The sequence below is a fragment of the Georgenia sp. X1117 genome, from assembly GCF_057784635.1.
Genome location: NZ_CM173492.1, coordinates 3152031 through 3172085, shown reverse-complemented (window position 1 = coordinate 3172085; position 20055 = coordinate 3152031). Strand labels below are relative to the sequence as shown.

Annotated in this window: 9 protein-coding genes; 1 reads left to right on the top strand and 8 read right to left on the bottom strand. The window is 75.4% G+C overall.

Features of this window, described 5'->3' with window-relative positions:
- Nucleotides 1-22: 22 nt before the first annotated feature.
- Nucleotides 23-1465, top strand: coding sequence for a dihydrolipoyl dehydrogenase family protein (locus AC3D3D_RS14605; protein ID WP_488512205.1), 1443 nt, complete (start codon nt 23-25; stop codon nt 1463-1465).
- 7 nt (nt 1466-1472) lie between these two features.
- Here the strand turns inward: AC3D3D_RS14605 and AC3D3D_RS14600 are convergent, their stop codons facing one another.
- From AC3D3D_RS14600 to AC3D3D_RS14565, 8 genes are all read right to left on the bottom strand, one after another.
- Complete coding sequence (locus AC3D3D_RS14600) at nt 1473-3437, bottom strand: FHA domain-containing protein (protein WP_463662465.1); 1965 nt, start codon at nt 3435-3437, stop codon at nt 1473-1475.
- 76 nt (nt 3438-3513) lie between these two features.
- Nucleotides 3514-6036: a transglutaminase-like domain-containing protein gene (locus AC3D3D_RS14595; protein ID WP_463662466.1), complete on the bottom strand. Its 2523-nt coding sequence runs from the start codon at nt 6034-6036 to the stop codon at nt 3514-3516.
- The gene (locus AC3D3D_RS14590) at nt 6033-7466 is read right to left on the bottom strand and encodes a DUF58 domain-containing protein (RefSeq protein ID WP_463662467.1); all 1434 of its coding nucleotides are present in this window, start codon (nt 7464-7466) and stop codon (nt 6033-6035) included. Before AC3D3D_RS14590 ends, AC3D3D_RS14595 begins: the two co-directional genes overlap by 4 nt.
- Nucleotides 7463-8473 carry an AAA family ATPase gene (locus AC3D3D_RS14585; RefSeq protein WP_463662468.1) on the bottom strand — a complete coding sequence of 337 codons (1011 nt, stop codon included), beginning with the start codon at nt 8471-8473 and terminating at the stop codon, nt 7463-7465. Before AC3D3D_RS14585 ends, AC3D3D_RS14590 begins: the two co-directional genes overlap by 4 nt.
- 51 nt (nt 8474-8524) lie before the next feature.
- Nucleotides 8525-15082, bottom strand: coding sequence for an Ig-like domain-containing protein (locus AC3D3D_RS14580; protein WP_463662469.1), 6558 nt, complete (start codon nt 15080-15082; stop codon nt 8525-8527).
- A 180-nt stretch (nt 15083-15262) separates the two neighbouring features.
- Nucleotides 15263-15970: a hypothetical protein gene (locus tag AC3D3D_RS14575; RefSeq protein WP_463662470.1), complete on the bottom strand. Its 708-nt coding sequence runs from the start codon at nt 15968-15970 to the stop codon at nt 15263-15265.
- A gap of 3 nt (nt 15971-15973) precedes the next feature.
- The gene (locus tag AC3D3D_RS14570) at nt 15974-17950 is read right to left on the bottom strand and encodes a serine/threonine-protein kinase (protein ID WP_463662471.1); all 1977 of its coding nucleotides are present in this window, start codon (nt 17948-17950) and stop codon (nt 15974-15976) included.
- Nucleotides 17947-20055: an FHA domain-containing protein gene (locus tag AC3D3D_RS14565; RefSeq protein WP_463662472.1), complete on the bottom strand. Its 2109-nt coding sequence runs from the start codon at nt 20053-20055 to the stop codon at nt 17947-17949. Before AC3D3D_RS14565 ends, AC3D3D_RS14570 begins: the two co-directional genes overlap by 4 nt.

The window sequence follows — 20055 nt, the reverse complement described above, 5'->3', positions numbered from 1 at the left end:
GCACGCCCGACGAAGCGAGGTCATGATGTCCGCACAGCCCGGTCCGGCGGGGCCCGACACCTACGACGTCGTCGTCATCGGCGCCGGGCCGGTCGGCGAGAACGTCGCCGACCACGCCGTCCAGGACGGCCTGAGAGCCGTCGTCGTCGAGGAGCACCTCGTCGGCGGCGAGTGCTCCTACTACGCGTGCATGCCCTCGAAGGCCCTCCTGCGCAGCGGGGAGGCGCGCCGCGCCGCCCTGTCGGTCGACGGCGCGCGGCAGTCCGTGACGACGGGGCTCGACGCCGCGGCCGTGCTGCGGCGGCGGACGTCCTTCACCAGCGGCTGGGACGACGCCGGTCAGGTCGACTGGCTGGCGGGCGCCGGGATCGACCTCGTGCGCGGCCGCGGGCGCCTGAGCGGCGTCCGCGAGGTCACGGTCACCCGTCCCGACGGCGGTGAGCGGGTGCTGACCGCGCGCCACGCCGTCGCGGTGTGCACGGGGTCGCGCCCCCGGGTACCGGACGTGCCCGGGCTGCGGGAGGCGCGGCCGTGGACGAACCGGGAGGCGGTCGCCGTCACCGAGGTGCCCGAGAGCCTCGTCGTCATCGGCGGCGGGGTCGTCGCGAGCGAGCTCGCCGGGGCCTTCGACGACCTGGGGACGGCGGTCACTGTGCTCGCCCGCCGCGAGCTCCTCGGTTCCCTCGAGCCGTTCGCGGGCCCGCTCGTGCGCGAGTCGCTCGCCCGACGCGGTGTCGACGTGTGCACCGGCGTGTCCGTCACCGCCGTCCGGCGCACCGGGGCGGGGGTGGAGGTCACCTGCGACGACGGCACGGTCGTCACCGCCGCGGAGATCCTCGTCGCCACCGGCCGCGAGCCGCAGCCGGGCCTCGGGCTCGACGTCGTCGGTCTGGGCGAGGACTGGGTCGACGTCGACGAGACCCTGCGCGCGCTGGGTCCGGACGGCGCGCCGATCGGGTGGCTCTACGCCGTCGGGGACGCCAACGGGCGCAGCCCGCTCACGCATCAGGGCAAGTACCAGGCGCGGGCGGCCGGGAGCGCGATCGCGCACCGGGCGGCCGGCGAGGAGGTCGAGGACGCGCCCTGGGGGCTGCACGCCGCGACAGCGGACCGGGTCGCCACCACGCAGGTGGTGTTCACCGACCCGCAGGTCGCCGCCGTGGGTCGCACGGCCGCCGAGGCCGAGGCGGCCGGGATCCGCGTACGCGTCGTCGATCAGGACCTCGGCGCGGTCGCGGGTGCTGCGCTGCACGCGGACGACTACGCGGGCCAGGTCCGCATGGTCGTCGACGAGGAGCGCGAGGTCATCGTCGGGATGACGTTCGTGGGCCCCGACGTCGCCGAGCTGCTGCACGCGGCGAGCATCGCCGTCGTCGCGGAGGTGCCGCTGGACCGGCTCTGGCACGCGGTGCCGGCCTACCCGACGATGAGTGAGGTGTGGCTGCGGCTCCTCGAGGCCTGGTGAGCGCGCCTCAGCGCAGGATGGTCTGCCCGGCGTCGTCCTCGTCCTCGGACCACGGGTCGTCCCACTCGAGCAGCGAGTCGCCCACGCGCAGCGCGGCCCCGTCGGGCACCTCGACCTCGTTCCACGGCTCGAGGCGGCTGACCGAGCCGTCGGCGGCGACGAGGAAGGTGCCGTTGGTCGAGGCCCGGTCGATGACGTGCAGGCTGGCGGCCGTCAGGCGGACCGAGAGATGGGTCTTCGACATCGAGCGGTCGGGCACGACCATGAGGTTGTCGACGAGCTCGCCGCCGCGCGGCTCGGGGTCGCGGCCCACGAGCGTGATGCCGCCGTCGAGGAGGTAGCCGCCGACGCGGACGTCAGGCACCTCCTCCCACTCCCCGGTCTCCCGCCACGACGGCGCGGCGTGGGAGCCGAACGCCGCGGGCGTGCCGGTGGTGCGCGGGCTTGCGTGCGCTCCCTCGGGAGCCGGACGCAGGGCGGTCGGGTCGGGGTGCGGGACGCCGTCGGGGCTCGGGCCCCAGGCCTCGCCCGGGCCGGCGGACATCTCCGGGCTCGCCGCCCCGGGGGGCGTGCCCGCGCCGGGGTCGAACCCGCCGGGATAGCCCTGGTGGGCGCCCTGGACCGGGCCGTGGCCCGGCTGCCCATATCCCGGCGGGGGTCCGTAGCCGGTCGGAGGCTGGCCGTAGCCGGCCGGGGCGTGGGCCTGACCGTGCGGCTGGCCGTAGCCGGCCGGGGCGTGGCCCTGTCCGTGCGGCGGGCCGAAGCCGGCAGGCGGCTGGTCGTAACCGTTCGGAGGCTGGCCGTAGCCGTCATGGCCGCTCTGGCCCGGCCCCTGGGCGCCGGGCTGCGGGCCGTACCCGTCGGGTCCGTACCCGTCGGGTCCGTACCCATCGGGTCCGGGCCCGTGGCCGGCCCAGGCCTCGCCCGGGCCGCCGTAGCCGCCCGGTCCGCCCTGACCGTCCGGCCCTCCGTAAGCGCCGGCACCGCCCTGGCCCTCGGGCCCGCCGTAGCCACCGGGCCCCCCGTATCCGCCGGCACCGTCGTACCCACCGGCACCGTCGTGTCCGCCCGGGCCGCCGTACCCGCCGTGGCCGGGCCGTTCGCCGTAGCCGCCGTCGCTGCGGCGGTCACCGTGCCCCTCGTTGCCGGTGGCGGGCGGCAGCGAGGCCATGCCCTCGTCCGCCCAGGTCTCCTTCTCCTCCTGGCCGCCAGCCGCGGGCGCCGGGCCGTCGACGACGTCGACGCCCGCGCGGCGCAGCGTCCACACCCGGGCCGCCTGTCCACCCACACCGAGACCGCCGTTGCGGGCGACGGTGAGCCGCCAGGCCCCCAGGCCGGCGGCGACCGCCAGCCACCAGCAGGCCACCAGGCGCACGAGGGCGCCGACCATGGCCCCCAGGGTCGCGTCGTTGGCGTAGGCGCGGGTCTGCTCGATCACGGCCCCGACGGCGAGCACGGTGGCCACCACCGCGGCGAGGATCGCCAGGCCGGCGGCCACCTGCCGCAGCCGCAGCGGGCCGGCGGTGAGCAGCCGGCCGGCCTCCTCGACCGCCTGGTGCTGGCGGGCCGTCAGCGGGCCGGCGCGGTGCTGGCGGCGCCCGTCCTCGGTGACGACTGTCGGCAGCACCGCCCAGGCCAGCGTGCCCGCGACCGCCGGGTTGCCCGCCCGCATGAGCAAGACGGCGAGCACGGCTCCGCCGACGACGAGAACGATCCCGACCGCGAGCGCCGCCGGCGCCTGCAGCGGCCCCCAGGGCTCCTGCGCGATCCCGGGCTCGAGCATGAGGCTGCCGAGGACCGCCAGGGCGAGCGCGAGGACGCTGCCGAGCGCCCGCTGCACCGACGTCGCCGCGGGGTACAGGTCGCGCAGCGCCGTCTGTCGCTGCATGAGCACCGAGCTGAAGGTGGCCCAGTCGCGCCGGATCGCGCTCGGGTGGGCAGCACGGCGCACGGTGGAGGTCGAACCTGGCATGGGGTCAGTGTGCACCGGTCCACGCCCCGGGCACGCGTCGGGACGGGGGTACGGCCACCCGTGTGGTCACCGGCACTCAGCGCCGCCCGCGGCCGTGGCCACCGCCCCGGCGTCGACGGCCACCCCGGCGTCGCCGCAGCGAGCGCGTCGACAGGCGCGAGCGCCACCAGCGCCGCCGCCCGGCCGACCTGCGCATCGCCTCGATGGCCTCGTCGACCTCGGTCCAGAGCTTCTCGGTGTCCTGCTCGTCGGGGATGCGGTGGCCGAATGCCTGCTCGTCGGCGCGGCGGGCGAGGCGGCGCAGGTCGACGCCGCTGAGGTCGATCGGGTCGACCTCGCGTCCCTCGGTGCCGGCACCCTGCTCGCCGTCGTCCGCCGTGCCTGCACCGACCGTGCCGGACCCGGCCGAGCCAGCGGACCCAGCCCCACGAGCAGAAAAGTGCTCACCCGTGGAGGCTCGCCGAGCAGAAAAGTGCTCACTCGTCGAGGAAGAGGCGGAGGAGGACGGGGCGGCGCCGAGGGTGGTGGTGACGGCGGAGGCCTGCAGGGACCGGGTGGCCCCGGCGGGCACGAGCGCGCCGAGGTCGGTGGTGACGTCGACGACCTCGGACCAGCCGCCGGCCACGCGGTGCGTGGTCGTGCCGCGGGTGCGGCGCCGGCGCCGTCGGCTCGCCTTCATCGCGAGGATGACGAGGATCGGCAGGAGCAGGAGGAGCAGCAGCCCACCACCGACGGCGGCGACGATCACCCACACGATCGACAGCTGGGCCTCGCGGTCCTCGGGCTCCTCGCGCACGTCGACGTCCTGCCGGGCGGCCGGGGGCGCCTCCGGCGGCTCGAGCACGGGCGGCGGAGGCTGGAGGACCTGCGGCTGCGGCTGCTCCTGGGGCTCGAGGTTCTGCTCCTGCCAGATGCGGTCCTCGTCGGGCGTGGGGAAGAACGGCACCCACCCGTACTGCTCGAAGGGCACCTCCACCCAGGCGGTGATGTCCTCGCCGACGAGCTGGGCGGGGCCGGTCGACTCGGGCACCTCGAAGCCGATGACGACCCGGGCGGGGATCTGCATCGAGCGCAGCATGAGCGCCATGAGCGCCGCGTACTGCTCCTGGTCGCCGACCATCGCCGGCCCGGTGAGCATGGCGTCCAGGCGGGCGGCGCCGTGCCCGGCGAGCGAGGGGGTGTCGCCCTCGAGGCCGTGGCTGAAGTAGCCCTGGCGCAGGCCGGACTCGACGGCCTGGATGCGGGCGAGGGTGGTGGTGGCGTCGGCGGCCAGCACCGAGGCCTCGGTGGCGATGGAGTCCGGGACGGTGACCGGCGGCAGGGCGTCGTCGGCGACCGGGGCGGCCTCGAGGTCGCCGACGGCCGGGCGCTCGACGGGCGCGGCCGACAGCGTGTAGGTGTCCCCGGGGCGCAGCCCCGCCTCGACGAGCCCCACCCCGGCGACCGGGTTGACGTACAGCGACCGCGACAGGTCGGTGGCCCGCTCGGAGGTGAAGGTGATGTCGGCGATCTCCCCGGCCACCGGCACCCACACGTCGCGGTACTCCCCGACCGTCACGTCGACGTCGACGGCGCCGGTGACCTCGGCGTCGACGGCGGCACCGATGCGCTGGAACTCGCCGGTCCCGCTCTCGGCCCCGGGGGCCACCGTGAAGGCGGTCCCGTCGTAGGAGTCCATCGCCGCCACGCGCAGCAGCTCGCCGGCCTCGAGCCCGTCGACGGTGAGGACCGTGTCGGTGAGGTGGTCCTTGAGGTAGGCGCGGAAGCCGGCCAGCGGGCTGGGGTAGTCGCGCAGGTCGGGCGGCGGGGCGACGTGGTCGCGGATGACGGTGCGCCGGTCGGTGTCCTGCCACAGCCCCGCGGCGGTGCCGCCGACGACCAGGGCGGCGGTGAGCAGGGCGGCGGTGGCCACGGGCCGGTCGGTGTGCAGGCGCGAGGAGCGCCGGGAGGCCCACACGAGCGCCACGGCGGTGAAGGCCAGGCCGACCGGGACGGCCAGGGTGGTGGCGCTGGTGCCCAGCAGCACCGTGCCGGGCAGGATCACCAGCGGCACGAGGGCGGCCAGGGTCGGCCTCTTCGTGCGCTCGGCGATCGTCAGGGTGAGGAAGGAACCGAGCAGCCCGAGCAGCAGCGGGACGGTGAGCACGGCGCCCGTCGCCCCGACCGGGGCGAGGATCGTCACCAGGTCCTTCCAGGCGGTGATCACCCCCTGCCCGACGGCGCCCACGCTCGCCGGGGTGGGCAGCCAGCCCCACAGCGCCTCGATCGGCGCGGCGGTGCCGCTGAGCACGACGAGGGCGACGACCAGGCCGAGCAGGCAGACGAGGCCCCCCCAGCGCCGCCGGGCCCCCAGCAGGGCGAGGCCCGTGCCTGCGGCCACGGCGAGGACGACGACGACCGCCAGGCGCGCCACCCCGTAGGCCGGCCACAGGGGCGCCAGGGCGAGCAGCATGAGCAGCGGCAGGACGACGAGGTCCCACACCCGCATCCGGGCACGACGGCGCAGCGCGGCCCGGGTGGGTGCGTCGGCCCGGTACTGGAGGGCCTCGCTGGCGAGCCTGGTGCGCCGGCCCTCCTCGAGGGCGTCCGTGGAGGTCACAGCGCCGCCATGTGCAGTCCGCGGGTGAGCTCGTCCAGGTGTGGCACGGTGACGACGGTGACCGGGCCGACGGCGGCGACGCTCGGCTCGACGAACGGGTCGGCGCGCACGGCGAGCGCCCGCATGCCCACCGGCAGGACCGAGCCGGCGGCCCGGATGTCCCGCAGCGGCACCGGTGAGCCGCACACGAGCACGGCGAGGGTGGCGCGGGCGTGCGAGAGGGCGATCTCGCGGGCCATGTCGACCACCTCGGTGCGCGAGGGCGTCAGCGTCAGTCGCGTGAGGGCGTCGAGCAGGGAGCGCGGGGAGACCGAGGGGATCTGCCGCGCGGTGGTGAGCACGGTGAGCTCCTTGTCCTCGGTGATCGCCTGCAGGCCCAGCGACCCCACGGTGGACACGACCGTCTCGAACTCGTCGGGCTCGTCGTAGTCGCTCGCCGAGGTCGTCAGCGCGACGACGACGTGGCTGCGGCGCGACTCCTCGAACTGGCGGACCATGAGCTTGCCGGTGCGCGCGGAGGTGCGCCAGTGGATGTAGCGCCGGTCGTCGCCGGGGGTGTACTCGCGCAGCGCGTGGAACGACAGGTCGGACTCGGTCAGCTCGGCGGTGGGGCGCCCCTCGAGGTCGTGCAGCAGCCCGGCCGAGGCCGGGGCGAGGCGCACGGTGCGCGGGTGGACGAACATCTCCAGCACCTCGGTCCACGTGCGGGCCGAGCGCAGCAGGCCCAGCGGGTCGCCACGCACGGTGCGGGCCGGCCCGATGTCGACCACCGAACGGCGCTGGGTGGGCACGGCGATGAGCTCCTCGACGGAGTCCCCGGCGGACAGGCCGGGCAGCGGGATGGCGACCTGCCCGGGGCCGACGGGGACCTCCAGGCGGGCGGCCGGGGTCGAGCGGGTGCCGGTGTTGCGCACGATGACGCCGGCCAGGGCCCGGTCACCGACGGTGACGCGCCGGTCGGACAGGCGCAGCTCGACGGCATAGCTCTGCCGCCCCACGGTGAAGGCCACGGCGACGGCGAACATCACCAGCAGCGCCGCTCCCCCGGCCATGGCCTCGCCCCAGCCGAGCACGAGCGCGACGACGACGCCGAGGATCCCGAGGCCGAGCGCGGTCCAGCCGAGCACGGAGACGCCACCGAGGACCCGGGCGACCTCGCGGCGCGGGCCGATGGTGCGCTCGAGGGCGGTGGTCAGGCCCGGGATCGCCCCGACCCGGGAGCGCGCGGACGTGCGCCAGCGCCCGGTCGTCGAGCCGCCGGTGACCGAGCCGATCGAGTACGGCGAGTGGGCGGACCCGGGCGAGGGTCCGGTGGGTGGCGAGCCGGTGTGCGGGGAGGAGGCGGAGGCGGCCCGGTCGGCCGAGCGCGGGCCGTGGACGACCGCGTGGGACTCGACCGCCGCCGGCACCTCGGGGTGGCGCTCGCTCACCGGGCGTGCTGGTCGCCGTCGAGGTGACGGTGGGCGGGCGGCTCGACCTCCTCCAGCACGGTGCCCAGGGCGCCGGCCGCGGTGGCGCCGTCGAACTGGGCCTCGGCCTCCATCACCATGCGGTGGCCGAGCACCGGCTCGGCCAGCTCGCGCACGTCGTCGGGCAGCACGTAGCTGCGCCCCTGGGAGGCGGCCCAGGTCTTCGCGCAGCGCACGAGCGCCAGGGCGCCGCGCACGGAGACGCCGACCTCGACGCCGGCGGCGGTGCGCGTGGCGGTGACCAGGCGGGAGACGTAGTCGGCGATGGCGGCGTCGACGTGCACGCGACCGGACATGCGCACCATCTCGGTGACGACCTCGGCGGTGACGACGGCCCGCAGCTCGCCGGCGCGGTCGCGGACCGAGGAGCCGGAGAGGATGGCGACGGTGGAGTCGTGGTCGGGGTAGCCCACGGAGGTCTTGATGAGGAAGCGGTCGAGCTGGGCCTCGGGCAGGGCGTAGGTGCCGGCCTGCTCGATGGGGTTCTGGGTGGCCAGGACAATGAAGGGGTTGCCGACGTCGTGGGTGCGGCCCTCGGCGGTGACCCGCCCCTCCTCCATGACCTCCAGGAGCGCGGACTGGGTCTTGGGCGAGGCGCGGTTGATCTCGTCGGCCAGGACGATGTTGGCGAAGATCGGGCCCGGGTGGAACTCGAAGGACTTCTTGTCCTGGTCGTAGATCGACACGCCGGTCACGTCCGAGGGCAGCAGATCGGGCGTGAACTGGATGCGCGAGCTGGTGGCGCGCAGGGTCTGCGCGAGCGAGCGGGCCAGCTGGGTCTTGCCGGTGCCCGGGTAGTCCTCGAGGAGCACGTGCCCGCCGGCGAGCAGGGCGGTGACGACGAGGCGGATGACACCCGTCTTGCCCACGACCGCCTTGCCGACGTTGTCGACGATGCGGTCGAAGGTGCTCGCGTACCAGGCGGCCTGGTCCTCGGTGAGCTGCTCGAGCACGGGGGCGGCGGTCATGTGGTCCTCTCGGCGGTGCGGGGTCGTGCGGGTGGGGTGCGGGCGGGGCGGTCAGGGCACGATGCGGTGGGTGTCGCGAGCGACGACCTCGCCGTCACTGTTCTCGATCTCGAGCGTGAGCGTGACCGGGTTGCCCTGGTAGCGCTGCGAGTCGTGGCGACCGGAGTCCTGCGACGGGGTCCACGACGCCGGGTTGTCCCAGGTGTCGGTCTCCCGGATGAGCCCGTAGCTGCCGTCGTCGTCGTACCAGTTGATCGTGTACGGCGCCTCGTCCCCCCAGTGCTCGAACCCGGAGAAGCGGAAGTCGAGGAAGGCGCAGTCGTCGTTGTCCGGCAGGCAGGCCGGGGTGCCGGGCTCGCCGCGGGCGTCGCGGTCGCGCAGGATCGTCACCGACCGCTCGGGGCGCGCCGGCTCGGCCCCGGTACGGGCGGAGTCCGACGCGGTGACGGTCGTGCTGGACCCGTCGTCGCGCACGACCGTGATCGTCGCCTCGTAGGTCGTGCTCCACCCGGCCGGGTCGATGCTCATGGCCTCCTGCTGGAGGCCGTTGACGCGGCCCTGGCCGGTGACATCGACCCGCGCCTCGGCGATCGGTCGGCCGTTGCCGTCCGGCACCGACCAGCTGACGTCGACGGTGGCCGGCGTGCCGTACTGCGAGGGGGTGTTCGCCCGGACGGTGATCGTCGGGTCGCCCATCGGCCCGTACGGGATCGCCGCCGCCGAGGCGGCCGAGGGCTCGCCGCAGTAGCTGTTGCAGGCGCGCACGCGGAAGGTGTAGCTGCTGCCGTTGGTCAGGCCCCCGACCCGGTCGCCCCTCAGGGTCTGCCAGCCGCCGCCGTTGACGGAGTACTCGTAGCGCTGGATCTCGTCCCCGCGCGGGTCGGCGGCGGCGTAGTCGAGCGTGACGGTCCGGTCCTGGCCGGTCGCCGTCGCCGTCGGCGTGCCCGGCGCGGTGGGCTGCAGGTAGGTGCGCACGGTGTTCGAGCGGGGGCTCGGCGAGCCCTGCCCGACGTCGTTGGTCGCGGTCACGGCCACCGAGTAGTCGTGCCCCTCGGGCGCGTCCTGGGTGAAGGAGGTCGACTGCGTGGTGAACCGGGAGAACTCGGAGCCGTCCTGGTAGATGACGACCTCGTAGCCCGTGACCGGCGAGCCGTTGGCGTCCGCGGCGTCGAAGCTGCCGCTGATCTGGGCGGTGATCGGGGACTCGACGCGCTGCACCTCGGGCGTGCCGGGCGCCGACGGCGGGCCGGCCGGGACGACCGACTCCGACCAGGCCGACCACTCCGAGGGCTCGTCGGCGCCGTTGTGGGCCCGCACCCGGAACGTGTAGGAGGTGCCGTTGTTCAGGCCGGACCAGGTGTGGCTCGTACCGGTGGCCGAGACCTGGCCGCCGCCGGTGGCCGGGGTGACCTGGACGTCGTAGCGCTCGACCGGGGTGCCCCGCGAGACCGGGGTGTCCCAGGAGAGCTGGACCTGCCCGTCGCCGCGCTCGACGGCCGGCGGCTCAGGCCGCTCGGGGCGCACGTCGGGGATCGCGGGACCGGACGGCGCCGAGGGCTCCGAGTCGCCGACCTCGTTGGTGGCGATGACGGTGAACGTGTATTCCTGGCCGTTGGTCAGGCCGCTGATCGTGCAGGTCGTCGTGGCGCACTCCTGCCGGTGCCCGGCGGTGTCCACGGTGTACCCCGTGATCGGCGAGCCGTTGGCCACCGGGGCGGCCCAGGTGAGCACGACCGCGCCGTCCTGGACCTCCTGGACGCGCGGCGGAGCGGGGGTCCCGGGGGCGCCGACGACGTTCATCGTGATCCGCGCCTCGGCCTGCCGCGTGGGCAGCCCGGTGGCGTCCTCGACGGTGACCCGCACGGTCAGCGGGCCGACGAAGTCCTCGGCCGGGGTGACGGTGACGTCGGTCAGGGAGTGCTCGACCTGGGCGATGCCCTGCTCGGCGGCGGCCGAGACGATCGTCAGCGGCTCGCCGTCCTCGGCGTAGGGGTTGAAGGCGCCGGCCAGGATGTCGACCACCTCGGCCTCGCCCTGCTCGACCTCGCCGAGGTCGACGTCGGGCACCGAGGGCAGGTCCCGGTCCGAGGCGGTGACCTGGACCCGGACGACGCCGGGGACCGGGTCGTTGACCGGGTCGGAGACCGTCATCGGCAGGTCGAGGGTCTGGCCCGGGACGAGGTCGACGTCGGCCTCGACGGTGAGCTCGTGACCCTCGACCGAGGCGGTGAGCCCGTCGGGGACACCGTCCTCGACCACCTCCAGGCGCAGCGCCGAGAAGTCCTCCGGGTCGTCCATCGCCGAGCGCAGGTTGATGCTGGCCGGGTCCTCGCCCGGGACGACCTCGATCTCGCCGCCGCGGAAGGTCGGGGGGATGTTGACGCCGTCGGGCACGACCGTGATCGGCAGGGTGAGCCGGGAGCTGAGCCCGTCCTGGGCGGTCTCGCCGTCGGTGACCTCGAAGGTGATCGAGGCCGGCCCGTGGTAGTCCGGCGCCGAGGTGAACTGCAGCGTCGTCGCGTCGACGACGGGGCTCGAGCCGTCGGAGCTGGTCGCCGTCACCTGGGACTCGTCGGTGAGGCGGATGTCCCGCCCCGAGGGGGCCACGACGTAGTCGTCGGTGTCGATCTCGATGCGCTCGCCCGAGTGCACCTCGATCGGCTGGTCGTCGGTGCGCAGCACCGGCCCGGTGTCCTCCGAGCCCGGCACGTCGATGAACGCGAAGCCCTCGAGACCGTCGGGGTCGGTGACCTGGTAGGTGAGCACCTGCCGGGTGGGCAGGACGGGCACCTGGACGTTGTTCCCGGAGACGCGGGCGCCCTCGGGCGGGTCGACGAGCTCGACCGTGAGCGCCTCGGCGGTGCCGTCGGGGTCCTCGTCGTTGGCCAGGACCGGGACGGTGACGATGTCGTGGCCGATGATGTCGGCCGGCGCGACGAGGTCGTCGCGGGCCATCGGGGCGATGAGCGGTGCGTCGGGCGTGACGTCGATCGAGGCGACGCCGGAGTCGATGCCGCCGCGCCGGTCCGAGACCCGGTAGATGAGGGAGAACTGGCCCGGCTCGTCGGGCGTGCTCACCCGGATGCGGCTCTGCTCGGTGGCCTCCGGGGCGAGCTCGGGCAGCTCGTCGAAGGGTCCGCCGTCGGGGTCGTCGGCGAGGTAGAGCGGGTCGCCGTCGGGGTCGTTGTCGTTGGCCAGGACGTCGACGTCGACGGTGCGGCCGGGGCGCAGCTGGACGGAGTCGTCCTGGGCCTGGGGGCGCGAGTTCGACATCGGCGGCGGGACGACCGCGACGCGCACCTGGGCCGAGCCGACGGCGCCGAGGCGGTCGCGCACGGAGTAGGTGAACGTGTCCGTGCCCGAGGACTGGCCGTAGGCCTCGTAGTCGAGGTAGCCGGGGCCGACCTCGACGATGCGGCCCAGCTGCGGGGCGGTGCCGGCGCCGAGGAGCTGGACGGAGTCGCCGTCGGGGTCGATGCCGTACATCGGGACCTGGATGCGGATCCGCTCGCCCCCGAAGGCGCGGGTCTCCACGGGCTCGGGCAGCGGCGCCGAGTTGGACTCCGAGGCGGCCTGGACGCGCACGGTCACGAGCGCCGAGGCGGAGTTGCCGTTCTCGTCGGTCACCGAGTAGACGGCGTTGACGGTCTGCGGCGTCTCCGGCGCGCGGAAGCGCACGACCTGCCCGGAGGTGAAGAAGTGGCCGCGGGAGCGGTCGGGCACCTCGGAGAGCTCGGCGTCGAGCTCGTACTCCAGGCCCTGCGGGTGGGAGTCGTTCTGCAGGACGGGGATGGTCACGTAGTCCCCGGCGCGCACGTCGACGACGTCGGGCTCCGCCACCGGCGGCTGCGGGGCGACGTCGGACATGATCGGCAGCACGACGACCTCGCCGGTGGCGGTGGCCGAGCCGTTGGAGACGGTGTAGGTCAGGCGCTGCGGGCCGGCCGTGGTCTGGGTCGAGGTGATGCGCAGCATGCGGTGCTCGAGCACCGAGACGACCAGCGGTGAGTCCGGGGGCAGCTCGATCTGCTGGACGGCGAGCAGCCCGCCGGCGGGGTCCTCGTCGTTGGCCAGGACGTCGACGAGCACCGAGCCGCCGGCCGGCAGCAGGGCGGTGTCGCGCACGGCGACCGGCGGGGCGTCCTCGGGCTCGACGACGTCGACCCGCACGAGCCCGGTGGTGTCCTGGCCGCCGGAGTCGGCGACGACGTACTCGAGGTAGTTCGTCCCCGGGGCCAGGCCGGTGAGGTGGACCTGCCCGGTGTCGTAGTCGGGGCGCACGTCGGCGATGTCGGCGGGCGTGACCGAGCCCAGCCGCAGCGGCTCGCCCTCGGGGTCGATGTCGTTGGCCAGGACGTCGAGCACGGCCTCCTCGTCCACGCTCAGCGAGATGTAGTCGTTGACCGCCCGCGGCGGGAGGTTCTCGGCGTCGTGCACCTCGACGGGGATGACCACCTCGGTGGCGTCGGTGCCGTCCGAGACGGTGACCGTGACCTCCTTCAGCCCCGAGCTCGTGCCGGTGTCGACGAAGGTCAGCGAGCCGTCGGGGGTGAAGTGGACGACGTCGTCGGAGTCGGTCGACGCCGCGGACAGGAGCATCTCGTCGCCCTCGGGGTCCACCATCGAGGACAGGACGTCGAGCTGGCCGGTGCCGCCCAGGGCGATGTCGAGGCGCGGGTCGCGGTCCTCGCGCACCTCCGGCGGGTTGTTCTCCGTGGGCGGGACCACGCGCAGCGTGATGGTGCCCTCGGCCTCGCCGTTCTCGCGCCCGTCGGTGATCTCGTAGGGCACCGAGACCTGGCCCGACGCGGTCTCGGGGACGGCGACCTGGAGGGCGCGCCCGCCCATGATCGAGGACAGCACGCCCATGTCCTCGGGCAGCTCGCCGAAGCCGGAGACGGTGAGGAGGTCGCCGTCGGGGTCGGTGTCGTTGGCCAGGACCTCGAGGATGGTGACCGAGCCCGGGCGCACGCCCACGGCGTCGTCGACGGCGCGCGGGGGCCGGTTCTCCTCCTGGCGGTCGAGCGGCTGGTCCTCGAGCCGGTCGTCGGTGGACTCGGTCTCCTCCTCGGACTCCCCCTCCGGCGGGGTGGTGTCGTCCCAGTTGTCCACCAGCATCATGTCCTCCTGCGGGAGGTAGACGGTGCCGGTGAGGGTGTCGTTGAGGACGACGAGGTCGTGGTTGGTGCGCAGCGCGAGCTCGTGCTCGCTGCCCTGCAGCGGGACGTCGGCGTCGACGGGTCCGCCGTCGCCGCACTGGACGAGGTAGGAGCCGGACTGGCCGCCGGCCCAGGCGCCGTGGGCGCAGTCCCCGACGACGATCGGCTCGGCCGGGTCGCCGGCGAGCTCGGAGCGGATGATCGTCGGCTCGCCGCCGTCCAGGGGCACGAGCACGAGGGCGTCGCGGGTAGCCAGGGCGACGTCCTGCCCGCGGTCGGAGGGCTGCTGGATCGCCATCTCGGTGATGTCGAGGTCGTAGCCGGACAGGTCGAGCGGCTCGGCGTCCCCGCGCAGCACGAGGAGACGCTCGTGGTCCTCGGTGACCATCGCGGCCACCGGGGTCTCGCCGACGGCGGTCAGCCCGACGCTCTCGGCCTCGGCCAGCAGCTCGGGGTCGGTGCCGAGGTCGATGGTGGCCAGCGCCTCGGCGGTGGTCTCCTCCTCGGGCTCGGGTGCGGGCTCGTCGGAGGCGGCCTCGCTGGCCGACTCGGCGGCGCCGGCGGCGGGCGGCTCGGCGCCGGCGGGTATGGTGACGACGGTGCCGTCGTCGACGGACATGCCGTGCACGGCGCCGTCGGTGCCGACCGCGAGGTGCCCGTCGGCCCCGACGTAGGCCTGGGGCGCGGCGTCGGCGTCGCCGAGGACGCCGACCTGGTCGACGGGCACGGAGCGCAGCGCGCCGGAGCCGCTCTCGAGCATGCCGACCTGCTGGCCGCCCAGGCCGAGGTCGGCGCCGCGCGGGAGGGTGACCGCGCCGCTGCCGGTGGACACGGTGGCGGGGTCGAGGGTCTGCAGCAGGGCGGCGCCGTGGTCGACGACGAGGACCGTGCTGCCCTCCTGGAGGACGTCGACGTCGGAGGAGGCCGCGGTCACGGAGCCGTCGAGCTCCTGGACGGGGTAGTTGACGCGCCCCACGAGCAGCTCGTCGGAGTTGGTCACCCACACCCCGCCGTCGTGCAGCTCGATGTCGGCGACCGGTTCGCCGTCGTAGGCCAGCGCGGCGACGACGAGGCCGGTCGAGGCCACCGCCAGTGCGGTGCCGGCGGCCACGGAGCGGCGGCGCCGGCGGCGGCGCTCGTCCCGGCGGGCGGCGGCGTCGGTGCCCTCACGGGCCGCGTCGCTCCCCCCGCGGGCCGAGGAGGGGCCGGCGGACGAGGAGCGCGCCGCGGACCCGGCCGCGGCGGATCCGGCAGGAGACGCGGCGGCCCCGACGGTGGCCGCGCCGGCGGTGGCGGCGCCGGCGCTCGCGGAGCGGCGGTCGCGGCGGCGGGGCCGGGCGGGGCGGTCGGGCTCGTGCTCGGACTCGGCGGGCATCGTCTCGCCGGGCTCGGGCGGCTCGCCCGAGGTGGCCGACCCGGCGTCGGAGCGACCGCGACGCCACCACGCCATACCGGGTCCTCCTGCCCTTGCGCCCGCGCGCGGGGGTGCACGCGGATGTCCCCAGCGAAGACTAGCCGCGGCTCGCGCGTCCGGTAACGCTGTGCCGACGGGTGACCGGTGAACCTGCCCACCTCGATGCGTGCGGATGTATCCGCGCGTCGAACGCGAGGTGAACGGTCGGTGCCGGGATCACTCCGCGGCGGCCTCCGCCTCCTGTGGTGCGTCGAGCAGCTCGAGCTCGTCGACCGTGACCAGGCGCGAGGCCACGGCGTGCTCGACGAGACGGGCGCGCCGGTTGACGGCCAGCTTGCCCTGGCCGCCGCGCAGGCCGCGCACGCCGTAGCGGGCGAGCTTGTCGCAGACGTTGTCGAGCTTGCGGTTGAACCGGGTCAGCGTCCAGCCCAGCCGGTTCGCGGCCTCCGCGGAGGTGGGGATCGACGTCGTCGTGCCGCGGCCCGCGAGGACCGGCTCGGCCAGGGCGAGCACGAGCAGACGCTGGGAGGGCGTGAGCGAGACCGGTCCGATGGTCGTCTCCCCCACCTCCATCTCGTCCTCGGGGCGCGTGGGGAAGTACGCCGGGTCGTCGTTGGCCACCAGCACCTCGTAGGTGGTGGGGCCGGCGGTGAACATGAGCGTGGTCCGGGCGTAGACCAGCGGCAGCCGGGCCCCGGGCGAGAGCCAGGCCTGGGTGTTGCCGTCCGGGTCGGCCACGGTCGCCGTCAGGCGGGTCCCGACGTTGGAGACCCACCACAGGCCGCCCGACTGGGCGATGGTGAGGAACCTCCGGTGCAGGTACGGGTTGTCGTCGAGCTCCAGCGGGCCCTCACGGCCGATGACGAAAGGCTCCTCGTCGTCGACCGGGAACCAGTCGCCGCAGAACTCCACCTGGATACCCATGGGTCATGCCTCCTCTTCGACGCACGTCGTCGCCGGCTCGTTCGACGTCCGACCGTTGGTGAGCCGGATCTTCACCTCGATGCACACCTCATCCGGCTCCTGGAGGGAGACTACGGCCTCCTCGACGGGCTGGAGGGCGGAACCGTCACCCGTCCGCTGCCAGACGAAGGACACGTCCTGCCCCTCGAGCTCGTCGGGCACCCCCCAGGTGAACTCCACCTGCTGCCCCGAGCGGGTCCCGGTGAGGTCCACCGGGGAGGGGACCTGGTCGGGCACGGCGATGGTCTGCGCGCCCTCCTCGGCCGCGGTGTGGGTCCCCCCTCCCCCGCCGGTGCCCGAGGCGTCGCTGGTCAGCGTGCCGAAGGCCCAGATCAGGGCGATGACCACGGCCATCACGCAGACCACGCCGGTGATGACCACGGCGGAGGAGACGCGGCGCCGGCCCGCACCGCCGGCCTGAGGGGCGGGCGGGTTCGGCGCCGGGGAGGCGACCGCCGACGGCGGGCTGCCCGCGCCGGGGAAGGACGCCTCGCGGCCGCCGTGGTCCCAGGCGGACGAGCCGGCGTTGTCCGGGGAGGACGCCATCGGCTGGGCGTGGAAGCCCATCGGCTGGGTGCCCTGCGGGGCCTGCCGGACGGCGTTGACCCGCGTGCCCTGGTCGTGGCCCTGGGCGGGGTCGCGGTGCTGGCCCACGGCGCCCTGCTGGGCGGCGGCGGGCTGCCCGGCGGGCGGGCTGATCCGCGAGCCGGGGTCAGGGGGCGGCGCCTGGGCCGGCGTCGTCGCCCCGGACGTGCGCGACGTCGCGGCCGCCCCGGCCGCGGCGCCCGCGGCACCGGCAGCCCCGACGGCGGCCGCGGCCGCTCCGGGGGCCGAGGAGCCGGGGGCAGACGAGCCCGACGCCGCGGAGCCGGACGCCGCGGAGCCGGACGCCGACCCGGCCGAGCGGGCGCCGCCGCTCCCGCCGGGGCGCGAGGAGCCGGCGGAGGAGGACCGGGCGGAGTCCGAGGAGTCGCCCGAGCCGTCCGAGCCGTCGCCGGAGCGGCGGGCCGCCTCCCGGGCGGCCGCGCTCGGCGCCTTGCGGCGGTCCTGCGGGTCGGGCGCGAGCCACGACGTGTCGGGCATCTCGATCTCGGTCATCGGCAGGCGCATCTCCTGCTCGACCATCTGGAGTGCCCGGCCGAGGTCGGCCGCGCTGGAGTAGCGCTGCGAGGGCTGCTTCGCCATCGCCTTGTCGAGCACGCGCTGCAGCGAGTCCGGCAGGTCCTCGCGCTCGATGCGCGGGACCGGGTCGCGGCGGATGCGGGTGGTGTAGTCGAGCCGCGTGTTCGGCCCGCCCGGGCGGGTGAACGGCGAGCGCCCCACGAGGAGGGTGAAGATCGTCGCGCCCAGGGAGTAGACGTCGCCCTCGACGCCGGTGACCTGGCCGTCGATGGCCTCCGGCGGCGCCCACGGGATCGACAGGCCGGCGGTCTCGGTGAGGGTGGCCGAGAGCAGGCCGGCGATGCCGAAGTCGGTCAGCGCGGGGCGGCCGTACTCGGTGGTGAGCACGTTGGCCGGCTTGATGTCGCGGTGGACGATGCCGGCGCGGTGGGCGGTCTCGAGCGCGCCGGAGAGCCGGACGCCGATGCCCACGGACTCCGCCACGCCCAGCGGGCGGCGCCGGGTGCGCTCGGCCAGGTTGGGCAGCGGGCAGTACTGCATGACGAGGAAGGGTCGGCCGTCCGGCGAGGTGCCCGCGTGGTAGATCGAGACGATCGAGGAGTGCGAGGAGAGCTGGGCCATGAGGTTGGCCTCGGCGGTGAACTGCTCCCGGGCCTGCCCCTCGGCGGCCTCCTCGGTCATCACCTTGACGGCGACGTTGCGCTTGGGCAGGTTCTGCGCGTACAGGAAGACGTCGGCGAAGCCGCCCGAGCCGACGAGCCGGACGAACTCGTAGCCGTGCAGCTCGGGCGGGTCGCCCGCGGGACGCTTGGGGCTCACTGCTCGGCTGCCTGCCCGGCCACCTCGACGTGGAAGCCTGCATCGGTACCGAGCTCGACGTAGGCGCCGGGCGGCACGGGCACGCCGGTGCGCGGGTGCAGCCGGAAGGCCGGCTGGTCGGGCAGCACGATGACGGTGCCGTTCGTGGAGTCCATGTCGGTGACGACGACGCTCTCGCCGGCCGGGCGGACCTCGACGTGGGTCGCCGAGACGTCGCGCTCGGGGCTGCGCACCTGGACGATGCGCGGCTCGTCGTCGCCGCTGAAGCGGGCGGCGTCGGGGGCGCGGCCGAGCAGGACGGGCCGGTCGACGGGGACGGCCGTCCCGTCGGCGAGGACGAGGAGGAGCGCGCCGTCGCCGTAGTCCCCGACCGGCATACCGGCCATGCTCGTGGCGCCGTCGTGGTCCGGGCCCGACATCTCGGTGTGCCCGTCGTGGTCGGCGCCGTCGTGATGGCCGCCGTACCCCTGGTCGCCGTACCCCTGGTCGCCGTAGGGCTGCGCGCCGTAGCCCTGGCCCTGGTCCCCGTACGGCTGCTCGCCGTAGCCGTGGGCCTGGTCGTCGTAGGGCTGCTCGCCGTCGGGCTGGTCCCCGACCGGCTGCCCCGGCGCCGGGTACCCGCCGTACGCCTGGTCGTCCGCAGCGGGCCCGCCGGGCTCAGCGTGGGCCGCCTGCTCCTGGGCCGCGTCGGCGCCGTCGGCCTCGAGCGGGGCGACCTCGTCGGCCTCCGCGTCGTAGACCTCGGTGTGGCCGTGCTCGAAGTCGGGGACGTCGTCGACGATGTCGTGCTCGTCGCCGGTGCCCTCGGCCTGCGCGCCGTCCTGCCACGGCACGGCCTCGATGAGCCCGTCCTCGCCGGCGTCGGCGCCCTCGTCGTCGACGGGGTCGGCGGTCATCGCCATGTCGTCCTCCGCCGCGAGCGCCTCGGCCATGTCGGCCTCGTGGCCCTGGCCGGGCGCGTCGGCGTGCGCGTCGACGTCCTCGCTCTGCTCGTGGGCGGCGATGTCGTCCATCGGCGGGTCGAGCGGTCCGCCGAGCTCCTCGGCGTCCGCGCCGGCCGACCCCTCGTCGACGGGTCCGTCCTGCGTACCAGGCTGCTCGTCGGAGTGCTGCTCGTCGGCCTGCTCCGCGGCGGTGAAGGCGTCCTCGCCGGCCAGGGTGGCCGCGCCCTCCTCGACGGCGGCGGGCTCGGCCTCGGTCGAGGCCTCGACAGGCTCGACGGCGCCGTCGCCCGCCCGTGCCTCGGTCATCCCGTCGCCGGCCAGCTCGGCGTCCGCCTGCTCGTCGGCCGCACCGCCGGCCTCGACCGCGTGCGCCTCGGCGAGCTCGTCGGCCGCGGCCTCGGCGTCGGCCTGCTCCTCGGCCGGCGCGTCCTGCGACGCGGCGGCCTCCGCGCCATCAGCCTCGACCTCGGTAGGGCGGGCCGCGCCGGTCCCGGCGTCCTGCACGGTGGCCATCGCGTCGTCCCCGACGTCGGAGCCCTCGTCGGCGCCCGCCGCCTGCGCGACCGTCGCCCCGGCGGCGCCCACGAGGGCGGCCCCGGCGGCGACCGTCGCCACCTGGCTGCCGTCGGTCGCGTCGCCGCCTGCCGCGTCGCCGTGCGACCCGTCGGCGTCCGACCCGGCACCGGCAACCTCGGTGACTGCGGCGTCGGAGTCGGCGACGGTCAGCCCGGCGTGCTCCTCGCCCGCCGCGGCCCGGGAGGCCACGCGGGAGGCGTGGACGATGCCGGTGGTCACGGGCAGGTGCTCACCGTCGGCGTCCGCGTCGGGGGCGCTGATCTCGAACTCGTCGGCCCCGGCGACGAGGTCCTCGTACCAGGTGGAGTAGCCGCGACCGGAGATGGTGCGCTCGCCCGCGCGCACCCGCAGGTCGCCGCGGACGATGACGAACAGGCCCTCCTCGCGGGCCTCGACGAGCGCGAAGGGCGGCAGAGACGTGATGCCGCGACCGGCGAGCAGCTCGATCCAGCGGCTGAGCCGGGAGCCGTCCCGGTCGCCCTCCCACATGCGGCGCGCGTCCTCGAGCCCGAGCGCGGGGTCCAGCAGGGCGACGGCGCTCTCACCGACGACGGCGGTCCAACGGCCAGGGACGTACTCGTGCAT